A 24,691-nucleotide genomic window follows, 5' to 3' on the forward strand; every position below is an offset into this window, starting at 1 on the left:
AATGGTAACCGTTGTTGACACTTTATCGCAGAAGCGGGTACGGCATCCGGAGAAAGCCAATCGTCCGGATTCAGAGGTTCTGAAAAAACCTGACTGGATCAGGGTGAAGGCGCCGTCGTTACGTGGGCAATATGCCGAAACCCGTCATATTGTTCGTGATAACAATCTGGTGACGGTTTGCGAAGAGGCCGGTTGTCCCAATGTGGGCGAATGCTGGACGCAGAGGCACGCAAGTTTCATGATTTTGGGTGCAATATGCACGCGCGCATGTGCTTTTTGTAATGTTGCAACCGGCATACCTCTTCCTGTTGACAAAGATGAACCGGAACGGGTTGCCGATGCAGTCAGACAAATGGCACTCAAACATGTGGTTATCACCTCTGTTGATCGCGATGACCTTCCCGATGGCGGAGCCCAGCATTATGCTGATGTCATTCATGCAATCAGAAGAAAGTCTCCTGGTACGACCATTGAAATTCTCACCCCTGATTTCCGTCATAAGGAAGGCGCACTTGAAACTGTGGTAGCGGCCAAGCCGGATGTGTTTAACCATAATCTTGAAACCGTGCCGTCAAAGTATCTGACGGTGCGTCCGGGTGCGCGCTATTTTCATTCGATCAGACTTTTACAACGTGTCAAAGAGCTTGACCCGTCGATCTTTACAAAGTCCGGTATTATGGTTGGACTTGGTGAAGAGCGGAATGAAGTCCTTCAATTGATGGATGATTTGCGCTCCGCCGATGTTGATTTCATGACCATTGGCCAATATTTGCAGCCCACGCGTAAACATCATCCTGTTATCCGTTTTGTTACGCCGGAAGAGTTCAAATCCTATGCTATTATCGGCAAAACCAAGGGATTTCTTCATATGTCGTCAAGCCCGCTAACCCGTTCGTCACATCATGCGGGTGAAGATTTTGAAGCACTCAGAAAAGCGCGGGCGGAAAAACTGGCTCAAAAACGCGGATAAAGAATGCCGAAATTCAATACCCACCGGCAAGTCAAACATACCGATCTGGAGATGTTCAATCTCGTTTCGGATATAGAGTGCTATCCGGAATTTTTACCTATGTGTGAATCCCTTAATATTCGCTCGCGTGAAGAACGAAGCGATAAAACATTGCTTACCGCCGATATGACTGTTGGCTATAAAATGATAAGGGAAACTTTTACCACTCAGGTTTTACTTAATCCCGCTGAAAGACGTATTGACGTACGTTATATTGATGGCCCCTTCCGTTATCTTGAAAACCGTTGGATATTCAAGTCGCTCGAAGACGGTAAATCATGCGATGTCGAATTCTATATCGATTACGAGTTCAAAAGCCGGATGCTTGGCGTGCTTATGGGCGCCATGTTCGATATTGCATTCAAACGCTTCACCGAAGCTTTTGAAGCGCGTGCCGATAAAATATATGGCTTGGCTCAAGCCTGATTATTTTATCAGCGCGGTTTTTCCCGCTTGTCATCCTGTTTTGAAAGCCGGTTGAAAAACACCCTTAAAAACTTGATAAAATAAATAAAGTTTAATGAAATCAATAGATTAAATAAGTTTAAGTTTACTTTTTGTGAGTTGGATTCTATTTTCTTGTAATGAAGAAAATGAGTTTTAGCTTATAATGAGAAACTTGAAGATTTCGTATTTTTTGATCGTCCTGATTTCTATTGCGGTGTGGTTGGCAACCGGTGAAATTTTTGGCATCACTCGCGGTTATTTTGCTTTCCGGTCCGAGGCCATTCAATTGACAGGACTTGTCGCTTTCGTGGCAATGAGCATTGATGTGGTGATTGCCTGTCGTCTTAAAGTGATAGATGATGCATTGGGCGGGTTGGACAAGGCCTATCGGCTCCATAAATGGCTTGGTATCACCGCACTTCTTACGGCCATCATGCATTTTCTCCTTGCCAAAGGAACAAAATGGGCCGTCGGCTGGGGGTGGTTGACAAGGCCTTCCCGCCATATTGATTTGGCTACAATGCCGGAAAAAGTCGGGCTTGAATATGTTTTCTCTGCATTCAGAAAAAATGCGGAAGTTTTCGGGGAATGGGCGTTTTATATAGCTGTAGTGCTTTGTCTTATCGCACTCATAAAACGTATTCCTTACCGTTTATTTGCGCATGTCCATACAATTTTCGCGGCGGTTTATCTCGTTCTGGTTTTTCATGCGGTTATTTTGACGAAATTTACCTATTGGAGCGAACCTTTCGGGCTTCTTGTATTCGGCTTGTCAATTTTCGGGTCTATTGCTGCCATCACAATATTGCTGAAAAGATCGGGCTTTGGACGTAAAATCATGGCGACAATCGTAGGCAACAGGATCGATACGTTAAATCATGTCATGCATCTGACGCTGAAAGTTTCCGATAAATGGTCGGGGCATAAAAGTGGCCAATTCGCCTTTGTGACATTGGATAAAGGAGAGGGAGCACATCCGTTCACGATTGCCTCTTCCTGGAATCCGGAAAACCGCTTGCTAACGTTCTTTGTCAAAGGACTTGGTGATTACACAGATAAACTTTTGAAACGAAATCTGCTTCATAAGAAAGTGCGTATTGAAGGTCCTTATGGCAAGTTCTGCTTTTCTGATGATAAATCGCATGACCAGATATGGATTGGCGCAGGAATTGGAATTACACCATTTTTAGCCAGACTTGACGAATTGGCCTCACGACAGGAAAACCGCAATTCTCAAATAAATTTTGTTTATATCGCTCAAGCACTTGATGATGATGACGAGAAAAAGCTTTCGCAATTGGCGCGGTCGGCGGGTGTCGTTCTAACGCTCTGGCTAACGCCGAAACAGGGAAGATTTAACGGAACTCTGTTGCGAAAAATGTTTGCGGATTGGAAACAATCATCAATCTGGTTTTGTGGTCCGAAAAATTTTGGTGAAACCTTGGAAAATGAAATGGTTCAATGCGGGTTTGACCGTCAGAAATTTCATCGCGAATTATTTGAATTGCGTTGAACAGGCGGTGGAACCAATTTTGTTTGTTACGACAAAATTTTAGAGCCAATAGCAGTTGAGATTGCCCGCTCCGGTAACACCCCGCTATAGTTCGTCAAACAATCTGTCAATTATCGGGCGAAGATCAATGAATGTGTTTTAATGGAAGAACAATTGGTTGAACCTTGCAAGCCATCTGGCGAGGAAAAAGGCGGTAAATAACTTCACTGTCAATGTCGTTCTGGCAATAAGCTTCCGGCGTTAACCCGAATTTCTTTTCGGCAATCGTTAATCGTTTAAATGCCGTTTTACCGGTTTTTCGTGCAAATGCGGATGCTGCTTGCAGACTATATTGAACCTCGATTGCAGACTATATATGAAAACTCTGTTGTTCGGCCGGACGATGGATTTAGTTGTTTTGCATATCGGGACGCAGGGTAAAATCGAATCCTCTACATTGCTAAAAGACGGAGACGGGCATCAGGCTTTTGCAACCGCTTCCAATAAAAGATCCAATGCCCGTTCAACGGTTGCGTGACGAACATTTTCGCGGCCAAGATCGCCAAAACGGGCTTCATAATGAAGTGTCGGCCTATTTGCCAAAGCAACCGCCATATGAACCAGACCGACCGGTTTTTCGGCACTCCCACCGCCGGGGCCGGCTATGCCTGTCACAGAAACGGCAATGTCGGCACGCGAATGTTTGATACCACCCTCGGCCATAGCAATAGCCACCGGCTTCGACACGGCGCCATAGCTTTCGATCATCGCAGAAGGAACACCGACCAGTGCAGTTTTCGCTTCGTTGGAATAGGTAATAAATCCACATTCAACCACATCCGAAGAGCCTGCTATGTCGGTAAGACTGCCGACAATCAGGCCACCTGTGCACGATTCAACGGTTGCAAGCTTCAAATGGTGCAAACGACAAGCGGCTAGAACTTTTTTTGCTTTGTCTTCAGCAATAAGTGTCATTCTGGAATACTCCCCGGATAAACAACTGTTGCGGTGGCAATAGCGGCAATACCTTCTTTACGCCCGACAAAACCCAATTTTTCATTGGTTGTGGCTTTGATAGAAATACGATCTGCAGAAATTCCAAGCATATCCATGAGTTTTTCGGTCATTGCTGCGCGGTGCGGCCCGATTTTCGGTGCTTCGGCAATTAACGTAATATCGGCGTTAGCAATCCGCCCGCCTGCATCTTTGATAATTGAAACAGCGTGGCGCACGAAAATATCCGATGAAGCACCTTTCCATTGTGGGTCGGAAGGGGGAAAATGTGTGCCAATATCTCCGGCTCCACGCGTCGCAAGAAGCGCATCGGTCAAGGCGTGAAGAGCGACATCCGCATCCGAATGACCACTCAACTTTTTTTCATAAGCGATTTTCACACCACACAGCGTAACACCGTCACCTGTCTCGAAGGGATGGACATCATATCCGTTGCCGGTCCGCACGTCCGGAAATTGTAAGGAAGAGGGGGCTTCGTTGATTTCGTTTGTCATGTTTTCTGTTTTCATGCGTAATTGCGCTAAAGCGAGGTCGGCAGGCCAGGTAATTTTGATATTGTCACTGCTGCCTTCTACAATCTTTATAGGAAGTCCAGCCGATTCCGCCAAGGCGCAATCGTCGGTAAAACCGGTTTGCCCAAGCTTATCAGCATTTTCATGCAATTCTAATATTTTGGAAAAGGGAAACGCTTGGGGCGTTTGCGCCCCGAAAAGATGATCGCGTTTGATCGTCCCGATAACCATGCCATTGTCATCAGCGCGTTTTAACGTGTCAGAGACAGCAACAGCAGGTAAAATTCCACAATCGGGAGCAAGCGCGTGTTGAATGCGTTCAAGAAGCGCTTCTGATACAAATGGTCGCGCGCCATCGTGAATATAAACATATTCAGGGTGTCTATCTTCCGGCATTGCGTTTAACGCACGCAGTCCGCAAAGCGTTGATATTTGCCGTGTACTTCCACCATGCACAATGGTAATTGCATCGCTTATGCCATCAATCGCCTTTTTGCATAATTGTTCATCGTCCTTATGAATGACGAGCACAATGTTTGAAAAAAGCCCGCTGTCAATAAAATGCTTTAGCGTGTGAAAAATAACAGCGCGACCGGCAATCATCCGATATTGTTTCGGTCCGTTTTCAGGTGAACCGATGCGTTCACCTCTACCGGCCGCTAATATAATGGCTGCATTGGATATGATAATCCCCTTCAGAAAAATTGGAATGCAAAAACATTTACCTTTTAATAGATATTAATTCAATGCTTTTACATGTTCTTCGCCTTCGGTGATACCGAGACGTTCTCTGAAATTGGGGCGTTGCAAATCGGCGATAGAAGTCGATTTCAGAACATCAAAAAAAGCGTTCAATGCCTTGCTCAATGTAGCATTGAGACCGCAAGAATTAACCAAAGGACATTCGATAGCGCCATTTTCAAAACACTCGGCCATGGCGAAATTTTCTTCGGTGACCTTTACCACATCGGAAACAAAAATTTCATCAGCAGGCTTGGCGAGTTTCACTCCGCCGTTGCGTCCACGCACTGTCTGCATCAAACCGGCTTCGACCAGCGGATGAAGTATTTTGAATAAGAATAGCTCGGAAACCGAATAAGCCTTGGCTATTTCAGGCACACGGCTCAACTCTCCCTCGTTGGCAGCGCAATACATTAACATCCGGATGGCATAATTCGTCTGTTTTGTGAGCCGCATTTCCAATCCTTTCTGTTTTCACATCATCTCTATATAATTTAGAACGATTCTTAAAAATGTGAAGATGTTTTCTTTACTTTTTTTAGAAGGTTTTACTAAAACATAGAGGGAGTGACTAATCCACCCCCACTTCGGAAAGATTCTAATAAAAACGGCTTTTCTGCCCAATGCACTCAATTTCTGCCTTTTTTCGGCGTTTAATTGTCAGTCTACCTATAGCGAGGCAAATTTTTGTTTTATGCCCCTTTGATTGTTCAGTGAGCGGGCACAACCAAAAATCAGCCCTAACAATAATTCAAAAATGAATCGAGGTTGATTTTGATACATTGTGCATGTGAAAGGTGTGATTGGTTCTTCAATGCGCCATTAAGTGGTTTTAACAAAGTGGAATGAAAATCTCTGTCCATGAAATTCTGTGTAAGCGGATTAACGTTTTTTATTCCATTATAAATGGCATATAGTCTTGAAAAACCTCATTCGGTTTAAAAAGTTCCATAATATAAGAACAAGGATTTAGGACATCATATGTTCCCGAATTCTCAAGACAGTTAGTCAAAATCCAATATCGTTCTTTTAATCAATCATTTTAGATAAGTTTGATAAACGTTATAAATGCTTGCATTGTCTTGGTGAGAGGTAGGAAAAACTTTCCATTGAGCAGGCGCGAGCGTAGAATAACGACCGGAAGGAACGTGCTATTCAAAAAGCGCTTTAGTGACTGACCGGGCTAAACGTGCTGGAGCAAACAAAAAGACAATCGGAATTTTGCATAATCGGTTTTATCCATCAGTTGCGTTAGCATCTGTGGATGAACTTGCGTAAGCGACCCGAAGGTCTGTAATCTGTAAAACCGACTTCCTTATTGAAAAATCTAACAGGATTTCAACGTTTATGCAGCCAATCTGTTTTTAGCCAGTATACTCTTGTCATGACACTATGTGTGATTGAATGCGAACTGACAAGGGGGGCGCCTTTGACATCGCTTGAAGACATCAACATTGGCAAAACTTCAAATACGAATGGGAGCTGGCATAAAGGAAAAAGGCTCTTGAAGGTTAAGGAGCCACGGCACGCTACTCACCGACCTAATCATTACGGACGTAGATGGCATAAAGGTAATGCGCCGCCAGAGGTGTCGAGCGGCTAACGAATATCGAGAAAACATTAACCGAATTGTTGAATTCATTAATTCAGCGGTCGGAGAGTTATCAAGTACAAACAGGGCAATTGAATAGGCTATCGAACACGTTAAACCAATCGTAAAACAACACGGACAGGCCAGAGAACAAATCCGTTCAAAAAATTATTTGATAAAATGTAAAAAAAAAGACCTAAAAGGCTTAGTAGAAGGGTTCTTTTTTGTTCGCAAATTTTACACCTCTAAAAATCTTCATTTTTATTGCTTGCACCATTGCATTTCACGTGTGAAGTCGCCGTGCGTATTTGTGATTTAAAAGTTTTTAGAGGTTAAAAATAGTGAAATACGAAGTGGTTTAAGTTAATCTTCATATTTGGGTAAACTTGCCATTTTGAAACTTAACATTGAACCGTTTAGACAAACTTAAAGCCAAGTAGGAGCTCTAAATTAAGGGAAGGAAAACTTGATGAATTATTGGGCAATGCGTACTTCGCGAGATTCAGAAGAACATATTAATTTTGTAAGAAATGAATTGGAGAATAAAGGCATACTTCGGCAGGGGTGGGGCTATTGTGACGAACAAGATTTAAGAAAAATATATGATAAACTAAAAGCTTCTAATTTTAATCGGAAAGAATTTTCATCTCATGAAGAAGACGCATTATGGAACATAAAGATGCTTGGTAAATATTGTCAATATTCTAAGACTTATATTCAGGTAGGTGATATTATCCTCGTGCCAAATATGCCTAATAATAGCTCTTTTACTTTGTGTCGTGTCACTGGTGATTATTCTTATAGCGAGGATACAGACGTTCATGATTTGAGGCATATGCTTCCTGTTGAAGTTATCACAAAAGGTGGAGTTCCCTATTCTAATAAAAATGTTGATGCCGCATTGCGACAGTCTTTAAGATGTCGGGGAAGATTGTGGAATATTAATCCATACAAAGACTGTGTTGATAAGATTATTTCATTGGTGAATGATCGAAAAGAATATCTCTTGCGTGAAGGGAGTGATCATGTGGAGCGCGCTAAGGGCGTCGTGGACACGTTGATTACAACAAGTGTAGATAATTTATCAGAGACGATCTTCAAAAAATTACGTAGTGTTTTACAAGGAGCAGAGTGGGAACCTGTTTTGTGCTATGCTTTGGATCCATTAATGAAAAATATTCAGATTGAGCATACGGGCGGACCATCGGAATGTGGAGCTGATATTGTAATTAACATCCAAAATCCATTTGATGAACAATTTCCATGGATAATCGTTATTCAAGTAAAAAACTACAAGGGTGAAATAGGCGTTCAAGTGGCAGAACAATTGATTCAAGCAATTGATTTACGGAAAGATCAAGGACGAGTTATAGCTGCATATGTTTTAACAACAGCGGATACAATCAGTGAAGATCTTAAAAAAGCTATAGAGAACATAAAAAAAGAATACAAAATAGCAGCCGATTGTGTAAAATTATCTCAAATAAAACAAATAATAACAAAAGGTATGCTTCTCGCTTCTATATCTAATTAATCTGGGTGTAATTTATATAAAAATACTTTAGGATTGGAGGTCTTTTGTCCGTTAACGACCTAAAAGATATAATATCATATTCTGTTATATTATATCCCAATATAAATCGAAAAAAGTAGTTCATCACAGTGCTATTTTTTCCACCAAGGTCGAGATACATTTTGTGTTTGCGCTCGCCACGCATTACGGTCTTTTTTTAAAATATCAATGATGCTGGCAGCGGCTTTAAGTTCAGCCTCTAAAACCGCTAAACGCATGTGTATCACATGAATAGAGTGCGCAGGGATGATCGTTGCTTGGGCAATAGGTCAGGCAGGGTCACTGCGCACCCCCCCCAATGGGCAATATCTACGTCATCAGTTTACCATTGATTGCAATTGTCACGGATGGCGTGAAGTTTATGTGGTTCAATAGCCCACATAATGGTTCAGCGAGATATTCCAAATTTTTTCGCGGCTTGGTTGGGCGTTGAGGCGGGCATATAGTGATCTCCTACATGAGTACGGCCATTTGGCACTCAGTGAACAGCACGGGCAGAACCATTTAATCCTTGGTAAATCGAGTTGGCGTCGGATTTTTTATGGGTGCAGTGTTATGCATCGGGCTTTTAGTGGTTATTTATTTATCCTTTGGTGTTTTTCGATATTCACGCATAAAGGAAACTCGATCTCCCTTAAAAAAGAGCAGGATTTACCCAATATTGATTTGGAGATTCGGGATATAAAAACGCTTTTCTAATGAGCTCTTTTAGGCCACGTTGAAAAGATTTTTCAGACATATCATAGGAGCACCATTCAGCCATCACGCAAGAAAAAGAGGGTGATCGTATCACTGTAACCGCCTGTCATCTTTGATAATTGATAGTCTTGAAGATCGGTCGGAAATAAACGGTCTCCGGTCTTTGTCAAGTCAAATGCAGCTTTAACGCCATCAGTAAAAACTTTTACAAAATGTTCTCCATCAGGCTTTTCTGTAATCTGAATTATAGATGCCCCGACTACTTTGCCGGGTTCTACATCAATCAACTCGTTCGGCTTCAAGCATATCAGCACTTGTAGCCATTTCCCGCCTCATTTATTGGGACAGGTGGACGTGATTTGATTTTTTGGGTCAGGAAACAATCCCGATGATCGGGGAAACGACAAATAACGTCATTTAAAAATTCCGTTTTCACGCCGATTGCCGAATTTACCTATATTTGATCGTCATTTGATTGTTTCTGTTGCATTTTCGCCACAAAGTGTTGCATGATTGTGACGACAATTGCTGGAAATGGGAAGAATCGCAAATTGGCAAAGCCTGTAGAAAAAAGCATATATAGCGGCAAACTACGCAATATGCATGCCTTCTTTGGTATTATGGTCATTGCACTTGCATTGCTAACAGCAGTTGTTTCTTTCACAATCCTGTTAGGCTTCACGCCGATTATTCCAAGTACCTTTGTAACTCTGGTTCTTATCGGAGTTAATAGCGTTTGGGTGTTAGGGCTTATTGCTATCGCAGTTTATGAGCTTATGCCGATCATTCAGGCTTGGAAGGCGAGACGGGCTGCATCAAGGTTGCATGTCCGGATCATATCGCTTTTTGCGCTGGTTGCGACGCTTCCGGCGGTTGTTGTGGCAATTGTCGCCGGTGTTACTCTCAATCAGGGGCTTGACCGTTGGTTCGATACGACAACACGGCAGATCGTCGCTTCGTCGATAGATCTTGCCAATGGTTATGCAGATGAAACACTGCAAAATTTGAAAAATTCTTCTTATGCCATGGCATTGGCACTCGATAACAGGCAATTGTTGGCCTTGAATCCGACCGAATACCGGTTGCAACTCACCCGCCATGCAGCCGGCCGCGATTTGCGAGGCGCATTTTTGTTAAGCCCGAACGGGACTGTTTTTTTGCAAAGTAATCTCGGAGGAGAAGACAAACTCCCGATTCCGCCAGCGAACCTTATCGTGCAGGCAACAAAAGGTAGCCCTTTTACTTTTCAACCGGGTGAACACGACTATTTCGGAATTATACTGAAACTCAATGATATTCCGAATACGTTTCTTTATCTGGTACGCGATGTGGATCAACGCGTTCTGGCGGCCTTGCGTTTGACCGAGGCGAATACAGCTCGCTACCACGATCTGAACGAAAATCGTGTTCCGACACAAATTGCTTTTGCCGTTCTTTATTTTTGTCTTTTTCTAAGCCTGTTGATCTCTGCGATCTGGACGGGAATTGCGGTTGCCGATCGCTTGGTGCGGCCAATCCGTCTGCTGATAGGCGCAGCCGATGATGTGGCCTCCGGCAATATGGATGTTGTCGTCCCTGTGCGCGCCAAGGATGGCGACATCGGCCAGCTTTCCAGAACATTCAATTATATGGTGAGCGAACTTAAAAGTCAGCGCAACGAGTTGATTTCTGCACGTGACCAGATTGACGAGAGACGCCGTTTTTCGGAAGCAGTGCTTGCAGGTGTCAATGCCGGTGTGGCCGGAATTGATGAAAATGGTGATATTACAATTATCAATCGTTCCGCGCAGACAATGTTCGCTCTTGACCCGAAGGAAGTCATTGGAAAAAGTCTGATGTCGCTTAATCCGGAGATCGGGCAGGTGTTTGAGGTTGCACGGTCTTCGGGACGAAAAAATCATCGCGAACAAGTCACTCTCTCTCAGGACGGGCGTAACCGCGTTTATAATGTACAGGTTACCATGGAAGAAAATGATGGTCGCGGCCAATCGTGGGTATTGACAATTGATGATATTACCGATCTCGTTGAAGCACAAAGATCAAGTGCATGGGCCGATGTGGCAAGGCGTATTGCCCATGAGATCAAGAATCCGCTTACGCCTATCCAATTATCTGCCGAACGGATACGCCGCCGTTATGGCAAAGTCATTACTGATGATCGCGAGGTTTTCGACCAATGTATTGATACAATCATCAGGCAGGTCGGCGACATCGGCAGAATGGTGGATGAATTTTCTTCATTTGCCCGTATGCCGAAACCGGAAATGCGGCTTCTCGATATGCGTGAGCCATTAAGGGAGGCGTTTTTTCTTGTCGAGGTGTCCCGTCATGACATCAAATTCGAGCGCGATTTGGGAGATGAGCCGCTCATGGGAGAGTTTGATAGCCGTTTGATCGGACAGGCGTTCGGGAATGTTATTAAAAATGCGAGTGAAGCAATAGATGCGGTTGCCCTCGAAAAAAATATCGAGGGGCATATTCTTGTTCGTTCCTATCGTCAGGGTGATAAATTGGTCGCTGATGTCATAGATAATGGCAAAGGTTTGCCCAAGGAACAAAGACAAAAATTATTGGAACCCTATATAACAACCAGAGAGAAGGGGACAGGGCTTGGACTCGCGATAGTACGAAAAATAGTTGAAGACCACGGAGGTTACATGGAATTGCATGATGCACCGGTGAATTTTTACAATGGCCGTGGTGCCATGATCCGTATGGTCTTTCCGGCAGCAGATATTGGTGAATCTGATGTCGAAGAAGTAAATATCGAGAAATAGGACGGTTAAGTGAGATGGCTTCGGATATTTTGATTGTCGATGATGAAGCGGATATACGCGAACTGGTCGGCGGAATACTTGAGGACGAAGGGCATGAAACGCGCCTTGCGGCTAATTCCGACGAGGCTCTTCAGCAGATCGAGAATCGTGTACCGAGATTGATTTTTCTCGACATCTGGTTACAGGGTAGCCGCCTCGACGGCCTGGCATTGCTTGACAAGATCAAGACCCGTTATCCGGATTTGCCTGTCGTGATGATATCCGGTCACGGTAATATTGAAACCGCTGTTTCGGCTATTAAACGCGGTGCTTATGATTTTATCGAAAAACCCTTCAAAGCCGATCGTTTGATCTTGGTTGCCGAACGGGCGCTTGAAACATCCAAGTTGAAGCGTGAAGTCAACGAGTTGCGTAAACAATCAAGCGTGACACCGGAATTACTCGGCAAGTCGCTTGTTATGAACCATTTGCGCCAGACGATTGAAAAAGTAGCCCCCACCAATAGCCGTATCATGATTACAGGGCCTTCAGGGTCGGGTAAAGAAACAACAGCGCGTGCCATTCACGCATTGTCAAGTCGTGCCAATGGGCCTTTTGTGACGATCAATGCCGCTACAATTACACCTGAACGCATGGAAATCGAACTGTTCGGTACAGAAATGGATGGTGGAGAGCGTAAAGTCGGTGCTCTCGAAGAAGCCCATGGCGGTATCCTTTATATCGACGAAATAGCCGATATGCCGAGAGAGACACAAAACAAGATTTTGCGGGTTTTGACAGATCAGACATTCGAGCGCGTGGGGGGAAGTAAACGTGTTAAAGTCGATGTGAGGGTGATTTCATCAACAGCACAAAATCTTGAAGGGTTGATCGCCGAAGGGCGGTTTCGCGAAGATCTCTTCCATCGTCTGGCTGTTGTCCCGATAGCGGTTCCGCCACTCGCCAGTCACCGCGAGGACATTCCCGAACTCGTCCATTATTTTATTCACCAAATATCCGAACAGGCAGGCATAAAGCCGCGCGAGATCGGTGATGACACAATGGCAATTCTACAGGCTCATAGTTGGCCCGGTAATATCAGACAGTTGCGCAACAACATCGAACGTCTGTTAATTCTGGCACGTGGAGAAGGTGGAGACGGGCCGATTACGGCCGAACTTCTGCCTGCCGAAGTGGGCGATACATTGCCGCGCGCCCCGACAGATTCGGATTTACATATCATGGCATTGCCGTTGCGTGAGGCACGGGAGCTTTTTGAAAAAGAATACCTTGTTGCGCAGATCAACCGGTTCGGCGGCAATATTTCGCGTACTGCCGAATTTGTTGGTATGGAGCGGTCAGCATTGCATCGTAAACTCAAATCGCTTGGAGTTTCTTAAAATATGCGCGTCATCATTTGCGGTGCCGGTCAGGTGGGTTACGGGATAGCGGAGCGTTTGTCGAACGAACAGCACGATGTCACGGTTATTGATATCGAACCGAAGCTGATTGAAAAAATCCGCGATACTTTGGATGTCCGCGGAATAGTCGGACATGGTGCGCGTCCCGATGTGTTACGTGCAGCCGGAGCCGATGAAGCGGATATGCTTATCGCTGTGACACTTTCTGACGAAGTCAATATGGTAGCCTGTCAGGTTGCCCATGCACTTTTTAACGTGCCGACAAAAATTGCCCGCGTTCGCGACCAATCCTATCTCGACCCGCAATATCAGGGCCTATTCCAGCGTGATGCTTTGCCGATTGATGTGGTTATTTCGCCTGAAATCGAGGTTGGCGAAATGGTATTGCGCCGTATTGCATTGCCGGGTGCTTTGGATGTTCTTTATTTCAGCTATGACGATATTGTCGCTCTCGCGCTTGAATGTATGGAGGATTGTCCGGTTATCAATACGCCGCTCAGGCAGTTGACCGATCTCTTTCCCGATCTTTTGACGACTGTTACTGCGGTAAAAAGGGGAAAGAAACTCTTTATTGCCCATGCAGATACCGAATTGAAGGTGGGGGATATTACCTATCTCGTAGCATCACGCAGTCAAGTTCGTCGTGCCTTGGGATTGTTCGGGCATGATGAACAGGCGGCCAATCGCATCATTATCGCAGGCGGTGGTCATATCGGACTTTATGTCGCCCGTGCTATGGAAAAACGCCAACATAAAGCAAGGCTGCGTATTATTGAAGCCGATAAAGAACGGGCTTTGGCCATTACCGACCAGCTTGATCGTACGGTAGTTTTGAATGGCAGTGCGCTTGATCCGGCAATTTTACAGGAAGCGAATGTCGATCAGGCCGATTTGATCGTGACATTGACCAATCAGGATCAGGTCAATGTGCTAAGCGCTATCATGGCAAAAATGTTTGGCTGCAAGTCGAACATGGTACTCATCAATAATACGGCTTTTCAGGAATTTACCCGAAGTGTCGGCATTGATTCCCATCTTAATCCACGTAGTGTCACAATTTCCAAAGTGCTCCAGCAAATGCGTCGCGGTCGTATCCGCTCGGTCTATTCCGTTTTAAACGGCGAAGCTGAAATAATTGAAGCAGAAGCCATGCAAACTTCGCCGCTTGTGGGCAAACCTTTGTCCGAACTCGCACTGCCGGAGGGACTACGAATAGGAGCGATTTATCGTGACAACACGATGATAAGGCCAAAAGGCGATACGCGGGTTTTAGCCGGTGATATGGTGGTTATTTTTGCAATGGCCGATGCAGTGCGTGATGTCGAACAATTGTTTCGGGTCAGTCTGGAATATTTTTAAAAGGGGCATTCAATGGACATCTGCACTTTCTGGTATGGAGATCGTTTGCGACCCATTGATTGGCTATGCCTTTCTTCCATGGTCAAAACCGGACAGCATGTGAAACTCTATAGCCACGGGAATGTTGAAAATGTTCCGGAAGGGGTAGAGCTTCTGGAGGCAGAGCCGATATTGCCACTTTCAACGCTTTATCGGTTAGACCCCACTTTCCCCGACTTCAAACCCATTCGCACAATTGTCCAGCTTTCCGATTTGTTTCGTGTAAGGCTCATGAAAAATTCTGCCGGCGTATGGCTTGATACTGATGTTTATCTCGTCAAACAATTTCATCCGGAAGAGGGCAAAGTTTGGCTTGCGCGTGAAAATCGTTCACGTGTCGGTGTTTCGGCGCTTTATCTGCCTGCGGATAATCCGATAATCAAAGAGTTTGACGATTATCTCGAAAGTGGCCGAATGGTTCCGAACTGGCTGGGGTTTCACCGCGGTGTCTGGTTGCCATGGTGTCTCAAGAGGCAAAAATTACCGGTCGTTCCGGGGCGTTTGGGAATTACTGTCTTTGGCAATGATGGCATATCCCGCCTTGCCAAAAGATATGGCTTTTTTAAAGAAGCAAAGGAAAAAGAAACCTTTTATTATTGGACCGGACGCGACACCGAACGCATTTTCGATCCTGCTTACGGACTTGAGCCATTGAATGATCCCCGTTTTATCGGCTTTCATGTCCATAAGAAGGAAAGAACAAGAGATCCTATAAAAAGCGGGAGTTTTTACGATTGGGCCGTCAAACGGATTTCCGGCTTTGATAAAGTTCTGGAACAGGAAAAGAATAATTAAAACTGGCGAATTGCTGATATAGAGAGCTGGTAAATCAGCTATATAAATAGTTCGGCCGCATTGCGCCGGAGTGCTATCCCGTCGTACCTGATTTCGCGTTTGTGAGCATTTTGTCGACTTGGCATACTTTAATTTATGGGTTTGAATGTCCGGTCATTTTTCAAAAAAGCTGTGTTTATTGTTTTGTTATTTTGTTCCTCGCATCGGGGATTGAAATTACAGCGCCGATAACACATATAAGCCTGTCTCCCTTCATTTGAAGAAATCTGCAATTTTTCCGTTTTTCGGTATATCCGGTTATGCCGGTCGGTGTAGGTGCGGGTAAACAAGCGTTTCAAAAGGCAAAACAACAATCTATTGATCTTCTAATGGATTGATATTCTAGTTATAACGACATTTCAGGTCGTAAATGACGATTCGTATAATATGGAAGTGAAAATGAGTGATCCGATCCAGACTGCCCTCAATCTTGTTCCGATAGTTGTAGAACAGACAAATCGCGGCGAACGGTCCTATGATATTTTTTCCCGTTTGTTGAAGGAAAGAATTGTCTTTATAAATGGTCCTGTCGAAGACGGTATGGCTATGCTTGTCTGCGCCCAATTGCTGTTCCTTGAAGCGGAAAACCCGAAAAAAGAAATCAGCCTTTATATTAATTCGCCTGGTGGAGTTGTCACCTCCGGCATGGCTATTTATGACACAATGCAGTTCATCCGTCCTGCTGTTTCTACTCTTTGCATGGGGCAAGCAGCTTCAATGGGTTCGCTATTGCTGACTGCCGGTGCGAAAGGGCACCGTTTTGCTTTGCCGAATGCCCGCGTTATGGTGCACCAGCCGTCGGGTGGTTTTCAAGGGCAGGCTTCCGATATCGAGCGTCATGCGCAGGATATATTGAAAATGAAACGGCGTTTGAATGAAATCTATGTCCATCATACCGGACAGGATTATGAGACAATCGAACGCACACTTGATCGTGACCATTTTATGACGGCTGATGAAGCCAAAGAATTCGGCCTTATTGACGAGGTCATTCAATACCGCGCCGAAGCCGAAGAAGAAAAAAACGATCAAGCTTGAGACAAGCTTGAAATGGGATGATTGACGGCTAAGAACAAAGTAGGGGGCAACCCCTTCTTCAAATTGCTGTTTCCGGAATTTATGGAAAAATAACGTTTGGCATTTACCTATGACAGAGAAAACAGCGGCAAGTTATATGGTCGAACCTGATATTTGTTTTAGTTTGTTGGTGGAATGGTCTTGAAAAGTTTAACCGAAAAGGCAAAATATTTCATGCAATTCGGGCGAAAGGAAAAATGAAATGAGCAAAATTGGTAATAACGGGGGCGATTCAAAGAATACGCTTTATTGCTCATTCTGTGGCAAAAGCCAGCATGAGGTGCGTAAACTGATTGCCGGGCCGACAGTGTTCATTTGTGATGAATGTGTAGAGCTATGTATGGATATCATTCGTGAAGAGAACAAATCTTCAGGAGTGAAGGCTCGCGATGGCGTTCCGACACCGCAGGAAATCATGTCGGTTCTTGATGATTATGTTATCGGGCAAGCGCATGCAAAGCGTGTTCTGGCTGTTGCTGTCCATAACCATTACAAACGTCTGGCAAACCAGTCGAAAAGTAATGACATCGAGCTTTCAAAGTCCAATATTCTTCTGGTTGGGCCTACCGGTTGCGGTAAAACCTACCTTGCTCAAACGCTCGCGCGCATTATTGATGTGCCCTTTACTATGGCCGATGCAACAACATTGACAGAGGCCGGTTATGTCGGTGAGGATGTCGAAAATATTATTCTGAAACTGTTACAAGCCGCCGACTACAATGTAGAGCGTGCCCAACGCGGAATCGTTTATATCGACGAGGTTGATAAGATTTCACGCAAATCCGATAATCCTTCTATTACCCGTGATGTATCGGGCGAAGGTGTGCAACAGGCATTGTTGAAGATTATGGAAGGCACGGTTGCTTCGGTTCCGCCACAAGGTGGACGCAAACATCCGCAACAAGAATTTTTGCAAGTGGATACAACAAACATCCTGTTTATTTGCGGCGGTGCGTTTTCAGGCCTTGAAAAAATTATCTCCGCACGTGGAGAAAAGACATCCATCGGTTTCGGTGCCACGGTCAAAGCGCCTGATGAACGTCGTATAGGCGAGATTTTCCATGATCTTGAACCGGAAGATCTGTTAAAATTCGGTTTGATACCGGAATTTGTCGGACGTTTGCCGGTTATTGCCACATTGGAAGATCTTGATGTGGACGCATTGGTTCAGATTTTGTCGAAGCCGAAAAATGCTTTGGTTAAACAATATCAACGTCTGTTCGAGATGGAAGATGTCAAATTGACTTTTCATGATGATGCTTTGCGTGCAATTGCCAATAAAGCAATCGAACGCAAGACAGGCGCACGTGGTCTGCGTTCCATTATGGAAAAGATTTTGCTTGATACGATGTTTGAACTTCCAACCCTTGAAGGCGTTCAGGAAGTGGTTATTTCGAGTGATGTTGTCGAAGGCAAAGCGCGTCCGCTTTATATCTATGCCGAGAGAGACCATCCGAAAGAAAATGCCTCTGCCTGATTGAACGGTTATATCGGTTGGCAATTCAAAGTTTGAACGGTGTTGTGTTCCGGTTTCGCGTAGCTCTTGATTTATTGGTGGAAACACACCACCTAATCCCTTTGTGCGTGGGCATTTGCTTATTTTAAGGGGTGCCGACGTTGCAAACGAGCCTCAGGCTCCAGAAAGGAAATGTTATGCAACATGATTTAGAGAAGACGGCGGATGTCGGCGATAAGCTTTATGCTGTTTTGCCGCTTCGCGATATTGTTGTCTTCCCCCATATGATTGTGCCGCTTTTCGTTGGTCGCGAAAAATCCATACGTGCTCTTGAAGAGGCGATGGGTCAGGATAAGCAAATACTTCTGGCAACCCAGAAGAATGCCTCTGATGATGATCCGAAGGCCGACGATATATATGATGTCGGTACATTGGCAAATGTACTGCAATTGTTAAAGTTGCCGGACGGTACAGTAAAAGTTCTGGTTGAAGGTGTTAAGCGCGCCAAGATTAGCGGTTTTTCCGATAATCCGGACTATCATCAGGCTTATGCAACGCCTCTTGATGAACCGGAAGAAGATAAAGTCGAAATCGAGGCTTTGATGCGCTCGGTTGTTTCCGACTTTGAAAATTACGTGAAATTGAACAAAAAGATTTCACCGGAAGTCATCGGTGCTGTCAGCCAGATAGACGACGCAACAAAACTTGCCGATACGGTCGCTTCACATCTGGCAATCAAGCTTTCCGAAAAACAGGAAATGCTTGCATTGTTATCTGTCCGTGAAAGGCTCGAAAAAGCGCTTGCCTTTATGGAAGGCGAGATTTCTGTCTTGCAAGTTGAAAAACGGATACGTTCGCGGGTTAAACGCCAGATGGAGAAAACCCAGCGCGAATATTATCTCAATGAGCAGATGAAAGCTATCCAGAAAGAATTGGGTGATGGCGAAGACGGCCATGACGAGATTTCCGAACTGGAAGAGCGTATCAAAAAAACCAAATTGTCGAAGGAAGCCCGCGAAAAGGCAGAAGGTGAAGTCAAGAAACTTCGCAATATGTCACCAATGTCGGCTGAAGCGACAGTTATCCGCAATTATCTTGATTGGCTCCTTGGTATCCCTTGGGGCAAAAAATCCAAGATCAAGAATGATCTCGACTATGCTGAAAATGTCATGGATGAAGAACATTTCGGTCTTGAGAAGGTCAAAGAACGTATTGTCGAATATCTGGCTGTGCAGAGCCGTGCAGCAAAGGTAAAAGGGCCGATTATCTGTCTTGTCGGACCGCCCGGAGTTGGTAAGACATCGCTTGCCCGTTCGATTGCCAAAGCAACAGGGCGCGAATATGTCCGTATGTCATTGGGTGGTGTACGTGATGAAGCGGAAATTCGCGGTCACCGTCGTACCTATATCGGGTCCATGCCTGGCAAGATCATCCAGTCGATGAAAAAGGCGAAGAAGAACAATCCGCTTTTCCTTCTCGACGAGATTGACAAGATGGGGCAGGATTTCAGAGGTGATCCTTCATCGGCTTTACTGGAAGTTCTTGATCCTGAGCAGAACAACACGTTTATGGACCATTATCTCGAAGTCGAATATGATCTTTCGGATGTGATGTTTGTGACGACTGCCAATACGCTGAATATTCCCGAACCGTTAATGGATCGTATGGAAATCATCCGTATTGCCGGTTACACGGAAGAAGAAAAAATGGAGATTGCCAAACGCCATCTTCTGCCGAAAGTCATGAAGGAACATTCTCTTTCCAAGAAAGAGTTTGTCGTGACTGACGAGGCAATCCGTTCGATCATACAATACTACACGCGCGAAGCGGGTGTGCGTAGCCTTGAACGCGAATTGATGAAGCTTGCACGTAAGGCAGTGACAGAGATCGTCAAAAAAGAAAAGAAGGCGGTCAAGGTCGATGATAACAACATTGACGAGTTCCTCGGTGTCAAACGGTTCCGTTATGGACAGATTGAAGGCGAGGATCAGGTCGGGGTTGTTACAGGACTTGCGTGGACGGAAGTCGGTGGCGAGCTTTTGACCATCGAAGGCGTCATGATGCCGGGTAAAGGCAAGATGACAGTCACCGGTAATCTGCGTGATGTTATGAAGGAGTCAATTTCGGCTGCTGCGTCATACGTCCGCTCGCGTGCTGTCGATTTCGGTATAGAGCCGCCATTGTTCGAGCGTCGTGATATTCACGTTCACGTACCCGAAGGGGCAACCCCGAAGGACGGTCCTTCGGCAGGTGTTGCTATGGTAACAGCCATTGTGTCTGTTCTCACCGGCATACCTGTTCACAAAGATATTGCGATGACTGGTGAAATTACCTTACGCGGCAGGATTTTGCCAATCGGTGGTTTGAAAGAAAAATTGCTTGCGGCGTTACGCGGCGGTATCAAGAAGGTGCTCATTCCGGAAGAGAATGCCAAAGACCTTGTCGATATTCCCGATAACGTTAAAAACAATATGGAAATTGTTCCGGTAAGTTTTGCAAGTGAAGTTCTCGATCACGCTCTGGTTCGCCGGCCTGAACCGATCGAATGGGTAGAGCCGACAACCCCCGCTGTTGGCGGCAATATTACAGGTGATGAAGACGGTGTTGCTTCGATTGCACACTGAATCACTAGTCGATTAAATGGTTAAACAAACGTCGGAAAAGGCAGCTTTCTGCTGCCTTTTCTTTTTAACCTTGTTTTACAAGTGTTAAATGCGGTATTTTTTCCGTGAATAACTGTGATTTTCCCGTTAATTCGGGCTTTTTTTGTCGAAATTGGCTTCTGTTTGCCATAGTTTTCAATAAACTCGCACCCAACCGGTTGAATCAATATTGTCCGGTCATAGAAAGAAAGGAATTATCCAATGAATAAGAACGAATTGGTCAGCTCTGTAGCTGAAAAAGCCGGCATAACAAAAACGCAAGCTGCTTCGGCTGTGGACGCCTTCATTGCTTCCGTTACCGATGCTTTGAAAGATGGCGGTGACGTTCGTCTTCCCGGATTCGGTTCATTTGAAGTTTCCCACCGTGCGGCTACAAAAGGACGCAATCCTTCTACTGGCGCAGAAATCAACATTCCTGCCCGCAACGTTCCGAAGTTCTCTGCCGGTAAAGGCTTGAAGGACGCCGTCAACAGTAAATAATAAAAAATCATTTTAAAAGCCCGACCTTTATTCCAAGTGTCGGGCTTTTTATTGTCTAGATCGAATTATTCTACAGATTTTTCAAATCCATATATTGCTTCAGTTCGTCGATAAATTCCTGAAGTTCATGAACATTCTTGGCACGGTTATATTTCTGGCAGCACTTGCGTAGCGATATGATCCCCGTTTCACCAATTCCGTCGACCAATACAAGGGTAGGGCTGCCGTTCCTTGAACTTAAGAGTATATTGTCGAATTTCAGGTCGTAACAAATGATGCGGGTTGTCTTTACCCAGTCAATAAAATCCGCGATTTCATTGCGATAATGTGGAATTTCGGCTTTGTGCGCGCCAAACGGTTTGGCATAGTTTCCCGACAAATCCCGTTCAGCTTTAACAAGCAATCCCCAACCGATGTCTGTGGAAACAATACCTGCTATTTGCATCAGATGTTTTTCATTCTGTGCTTTTTCGGGATCGGGAAAATGACGCATATATTCGCGGATTTCACGTGTGTTCGGCGTGTTTATATCAACGGCTTTTCGCATTTGACGCAATGGTGAAAATCCGGCAATTTTTTCCCGCCATGCTTTAGACGGAATTTTTATCAGATAATCGGGATCACTCTCGTTGACATAGACCGAGCGCGTTAGCCCTTCAAATAACGGCTTTTTATCCGATAAAGTAAGGATATAATCCATTTTGACGTGATCTCGCTGTCGTAAAATCCGGAAAATATAGCCTTCCTGTCGCCTGGAATGTCAGCCAAGACACTTGGCAACAAGTTGCGGTGTCAATTCATTGAAATGACTTATTATTTTCGTCGGATTAAATGCGCTGACAGGTTTGTCTGTATAGCCGAAATCGACCGCGATCACCGGAATATCGGCACTTTGAGCGGCAAGAATATCTGCCTGACTATCGCCGACCATCAGAGCTTTTTCAGGACTGCAACCGGCACGCTCGATGGTGGAGAGGATATGGCGTGCATCCGGTTTATGATAGGTAAATGTGTCTCCGCCAACAATGGTTGCAAAACGGCCTGCTTCCCCCATTCCCTCTAGCAGACGACGTGCCAGTTTTTCATGTTTGTTGGTACAGACAGCAAGTTTGTAACCTGTTTTGGAAAGCGCGTCGAGTGACGCATCTGCGCCAGCAAAGAATTGCGTTTTACCGGGCATATTTTCAGCATAATGACGCAGGAAAGTTGCAAGTAACTGCTCGACATGGTTCTCATCCGGTTTGATGTTCTGGAATGCGAGTGCACGCTCGATCATAATCCGTCCACCCATGCCGACGAGACGGCGAATATCATCGGGTGCGAAAGTCTTCAGCCCTTCTTGGCTAAGACAGAAATTGAGACTGTCAAGCAAATCCGGTGCTGAATCAACAAGTGTTCCGTCAAGATCGAAGACAATTATGGGCGAGATACTCATTGGATTTTCCCCTCGTTCAACCATGTTTTGCAATCAGCGAGTGCGCGTGCTGTCAAAGCGCGTTTTTTCGCCAGAATTTTTTCTTTTCCACGTAAACGTATACCATCCTGTTTTTCAACCTCTACCGGTGGAAACAGTCCGAAATTGATATTCATCGGTTGAAACGATTGTTTGCCGGTGTCTTCTGTCGGAAGATGCCCACGGGTTATGTGATTAAGCAATGCACCGAACGCCGTCGTGACCGGCGGCAGTTTCGGTTTCACGCCATTATAATCGGCAATTGCAAAGCGTCCGGCAACAAGCCCCATTGCTGCCGATTCCACATAGCCTTCACACCCCGTCATTTGACCGGCAAAGCGCAACCGTTCAAGCTTTTTCAGCCTTAAAGTTTCGTCGAGCAGAACAGGCGAGTTGAGATAGGTGTTGCGATGGATACCGCCAAGACGTGCAAATTCTGCATTTTCAAGTCCGGGTATAGAGCGGAAAATGCGCGTTTGTTCCCCATATTTGAGCTTGGTTTGAAATCCGACCATATTGTAAAGCGTTCCCAAGGCATTGTCCTGTCGCAACTGGACAATGGCATAAGCTTTTACAGTCGGGTTATGCGCATTGGTAAGTCCCATCGGTTTCATCGGGCCATGGCGTAAAGTCTCGCTCCCGCGCTCGGCCATGACTTCGATTGGCAGGCAACCATCGAAATAGGGCACTTTTTCAAAATCATGAAATTCGGCTTTTTCGCCTTCCATCAACGCTTTCACGAAGTTTTCATATTGTTCTTTGTCGAGCGGGCAATTGATATAATCCTTGCCTGTACCCCCTGGTCCAACTTTGTCATAACGGGACTGGTACCAACAAATATCCATATCAATCGTATCTTTATATACGATCGGAGCAATAGCATCGTAAAAGGAAAGGGCATCGGCGCCGGTAACAGTGGAAATAGCCTCTGCAAGACGGGGAGAGGTTAGCGGGCCGGTTGCAATAATAACGTTACCCCATTCTTCCGGAGGAAGTGTTGCAAGCTCTCCCCGATCAATGTCAATGAGCGGGTGGTTTTCTATTTTCTCTGTTATTGTTCGGGAAAAAATGTCGCGATCCACCGCAAGGGCACTTCCGGCAGGAACCTGATGATCGTCGGCAACTTTCATGACAAGCGAATGGGCAAGCCGCATTTCGGCATGAAGCAAACCGACCGCATTGGTGGCAGCGTCATCCGAGCGAAGTGAATTGGAACACACAAGTTCGGCAAGCCCCGCGGTTTTGTGTGCCGGTGTTTGTTTGACCGGTCGCATCTCATGCAAAACCACCGGAATACCGGCTTCTGCTATCTGCCAGGCAGCTTCCGAACCTGATAAACCGCCGCCGATAACATGGATCGGCTTGTTGGAAAAATTCGACATTGGCATTCTTTGCGTTAAATTATAAAAATCAGGGTGTTAAATTATAAAATCCGGCGCTACCCTATAAAAATCCGGATATAAGCCGGTCAATATCATCTTATGGCAGAAAAAGCACGGATATAATGAGAGCCTTTCAGCTCGTATAGGCAATAGGTTCAATGCCGATATTCAGGCCTATCAAGGGAAAACGGTAGCGACAAAAATTCTCGAATTTTTGACTATGTGAGGCCGCAGGATGTAATTGATTACTAATCGTTCTTCAGCCGTTATTTAATGAATGTAACCGGAAAATTCTTATAAAATGGCCTGACATAGCATGGATTATCGCCGGACTTTTGGACGTGAACAAAAATTGGACTAAGTCGATCAATCGGCTTTTCAACAACCGAATTTCTAACGCTCGCGAATCAATCATTCATATCGGTTTTCAAGGAAACGGGGCAATGAAAAGTCCGGTTGGTCTGGATGGGGAGGTTGCCGACCGATGTTTATCGGAAATATTTTTTCGTTGTTTATAGGTAACCCAAAAAACTCCAAACGGGATGCGCAACGAGTGCATTTCAAATTTTTGTTCGTCGCAGTCGACTGGTCTATCGACGATCGCATCTCATCGAAAAAATAAACAGACGCTGACTTCTTTCTAAAGCTGAACGGATGATTGTTCGACTTTTATTCAGGCTTTTACGGAGCAAA

The 24,691-nt window shown here is 45.1% G+C and carries 19 protein-coding genes; 12 read left to right on the forward strand and 7 right to left on the reverse strand.

Features of this window, described 5'->3' with window-relative positions:
• The first annotated feature begins 1 nt into the window (after position 1).
• The 3 genes from lipA (at position 2) to GQS64_RS05915 (ending at position 2,969) form a co-directional block, all read left to right on the forward strand.
• Entirely contained in the window at positions 2-970 is a 969-nt protein-coding gene (gene lipA, locus GQS64_RS05905; RefSeq protein WP_077991821.1) for a lipoyl synthase, read from the forward strand.
• 3 nt (positions 971-973) lie between these two features.
• Positions 974-1,435, forward strand: a complete 462-nt coding sequence (locus GQS64_RS05910) for a type II toxin-antitoxin system RatA family toxin (RefSeq protein WP_077991822.1) — start codon at positions 974-976, stop codon at positions 1,433-1,435.
• Between the two features lie 184 nt (positions 1,436-1,619).
• Positions 1,620-2,969, forward strand: coding sequence for a ferric reductase-like transmembrane domain-containing protein (locus tag GQS64_RS05915; RefSeq protein WP_198230974.1), 1,350 nt, complete (start codon positions 1,620-1,622; stop codon positions 2,967-2,969).
• 459 nt (positions 2,970-3,428) lie between these two features.
• Here GQS64_RS05915 and GQS64_RS05920 read toward each other — a convergent pair whose 3' ends face one another.
• The 3 genes from GQS64_RS05920 to rirA are packed head-to-tail and all read right to left on the reverse strand — an operon-like array spanning position 3,429 to position 5,671.
• A complete protein-coding gene (locus GQS64_RS05920) occupies positions 3,429-3,923 on the reverse strand; it encodes a CinA family protein (protein WP_077991824.1) in 495 nt (164 codons plus the stop codon).
• Entirely contained in the window at positions 3,920-5,185 is a 1,266-nt protein-coding gene (locus GQS64_RS05925) for a bifunctional 2-C-methyl-D-erythritol 4-phosphate cytidylyltransferase/2-C-methyl-D-erythritol 2,4-cyclodiphosphate synthase (RefSeq protein WP_369805246.1), read from the reverse strand. The genes GQS64_RS05920 and GQS64_RS05925 overlap by 4 nt, the downstream gene beginning before the upstream one ends.
• Positions 5,186-5,212: 27 nt before the next feature.
• Entirely contained in the window at positions 5,213-5,671 is a 459-nt protein-coding gene (gene rirA / locus GQS64_RS05930) for an iron-responsive transcriptional regulator RirA (protein ID WP_198230975.1), read from the reverse strand.
• A gap of 1,604 nt (positions 5,672-7,275) precedes the next feature.
• Here rirA and GQS64_RS05935 point away from each other — a divergent pair.
• On the forward strand, positions 7,276-8,340 hold the full coding sequence (locus GQS64_RS05935) for a restriction endonuclease (protein ID WP_198230976.1): 1,065 nt from the start codon (positions 7,276-7,278) through the stop codon (positions 8,338-8,340).
• A gap of 794 nt (positions 8,341-9,134) precedes the next feature.
• Here GQS64_RS05935 and GQS64_RS05940 read toward each other — a convergent pair.
• A complete protein-coding gene (locus GQS64_RS05940) occupies positions 9,135-9,392 on the reverse strand; it encodes a hypothetical protein (protein ID WP_198230977.1) in 258 nt (85 codons plus the stop codon).
• A 195-nt stretch (positions 9,393-9,587) separates the two neighbouring features.
• Here GQS64_RS05940 and GQS64_RS05945 point away from each other — a divergent pair, with 195 nt between their 5' ends.
• The 8 genes from GQS64_RS05945 to GQS64_RS05980 all read left to right on the forward strand — a co-directional run bounded on the left by GQS64_RS05945 (position 9,588) and on the right by GQS64_RS05980 (position 21,163).
• Positions 9,588-11,855, forward strand: a complete 2,268-nt coding sequence (locus GQS64_RS05945) for a sensor histidine kinase NtrY-like (RefSeq protein ID WP_077991829.1) — start codon at positions 9,588-9,590, stop codon at positions 11,853-11,855.
• Between the two features lie 14 nt (positions 11,856-11,869).
• Positions 11,870-13,234 (forward strand): sigma-54-dependent transcriptional regulator, encoded by a 1,365-nt coding sequence (locus tag GQS64_RS05950; RefSeq protein ID WP_077991830.1) that lies wholly within the window; start codon positions 11,870-11,872, stop codon positions 13,232-13,234.
• Between the two features lie 3 nt (positions 13,235-13,237).
• A complete protein-coding gene (trkA, locus tag GQS64_RS05955) occupies positions 13,238-14,614 on the forward strand; it encodes a Trk system potassium transporter TrkA (protein WP_077991832.1) in 1,377 nt (458 codons plus the stop codon).
• 12 nt (positions 14,615-14,626) lie between these two features.
• A complete protein-coding gene (locus tag GQS64_RS05960; protein WP_198230978.1) occupies positions 14,627-15,448 on the forward strand; it encodes a hypothetical protein in 822 nt (273 codons plus the stop codon).
• Between the two features lie 438 nt (positions 15,449-15,886).
• Positions 15,887-16,525: an ATP-dependent Clp endopeptidase proteolytic subunit ClpP gene (gene clpP / locus GQS64_RS05965; protein ID WP_077991835.1), complete on the forward strand. Its 639-nt coding sequence runs from the start codon at positions 15,887-15,889 to the stop codon at positions 16,523-16,525.
• Positions 16,526-16,766: 241 nt separating this feature from the next.
• A complete protein-coding gene (gene clpX, locus GQS64_RS05970; protein WP_077991836.1) occupies positions 16,767-18,041 on the forward strand; it encodes an ATP-dependent Clp protease ATP-binding subunit ClpX in 1,275 nt (424 codons plus the stop codon).
• Between the two features lie 176 nt (positions 18,042-18,217).
• Positions 18,218-20,644 (forward strand): endopeptidase La, encoded by a 2,427-nt coding sequence (gene lon, locus GQS64_RS05975; RefSeq protein WP_077991837.1) that lies wholly within the window; start codon positions 18,218-18,220, stop codon positions 20,642-20,644.
• A gap of 240 nt (positions 20,645-20,884) precedes the next feature.
• Positions 20,885-21,163 (forward strand): HU family DNA-binding protein, encoded by a 279-nt coding sequence (locus GQS64_RS05980; protein WP_077991838.1) that lies wholly within the window; start codon positions 20,885-20,887, stop codon positions 21,161-21,163.
• A 70-nt stretch (positions 21,164-21,233) separates the two neighbouring features.
• On the opposite strand, the gene GQS64_RS05985 is transcribed toward GQS64_RS05980, so the two are convergent.
• The 3 genes from GQS64_RS05985 to trmFO are packed head-to-tail and all read right to left on the reverse strand — an operon-like array spanning position 21,234 to position 23,998.
• On the reverse strand, positions 21,234-21,863 hold the full coding sequence (locus tag GQS64_RS05985; protein ID WP_198230979.1) for a YrbL family protein: 630 nt from the start codon (positions 21,861-21,863) through the stop codon (positions 21,234-21,236).
• A 60-nt stretch (positions 21,864-21,923) separates the two neighbouring features.
• Positions 21,924-22,598, reverse strand: coding sequence for a phosphoglycolate phosphatase (gph, locus tag GQS64_RS05990; protein WP_077991842.1), 675 nt, complete (start codon positions 22,596-22,598; stop codon positions 21,924-21,926).
• Positions 22,595-23,998, reverse strand: coding sequence for a methylenetetrahydrofolate--tRNA-(uracil(54)-C(5))-methyltransferase (FADH(2)-oxidizing) TrmFO (gene trmFO, locus GQS64_RS05995; protein ID WP_077991843.1), 1,404 nt, complete (start codon positions 23,996-23,998; stop codon positions 22,595-22,597). The genes gph and trmFO overlap by 4 nt, the downstream gene beginning before the upstream one ends.
• Positions 23,999-24,691: the final 693 nt, after the last annotated feature.

Source organism: Bartonella sp. P0282, from assembly GCF_048452985.1.
Lineage (GTDB): Bacteria > Pseudomonadota > Alphaproteobacteria > Rhizobiales > Rhizobiaceae > Bartonella > Bartonella choladocola.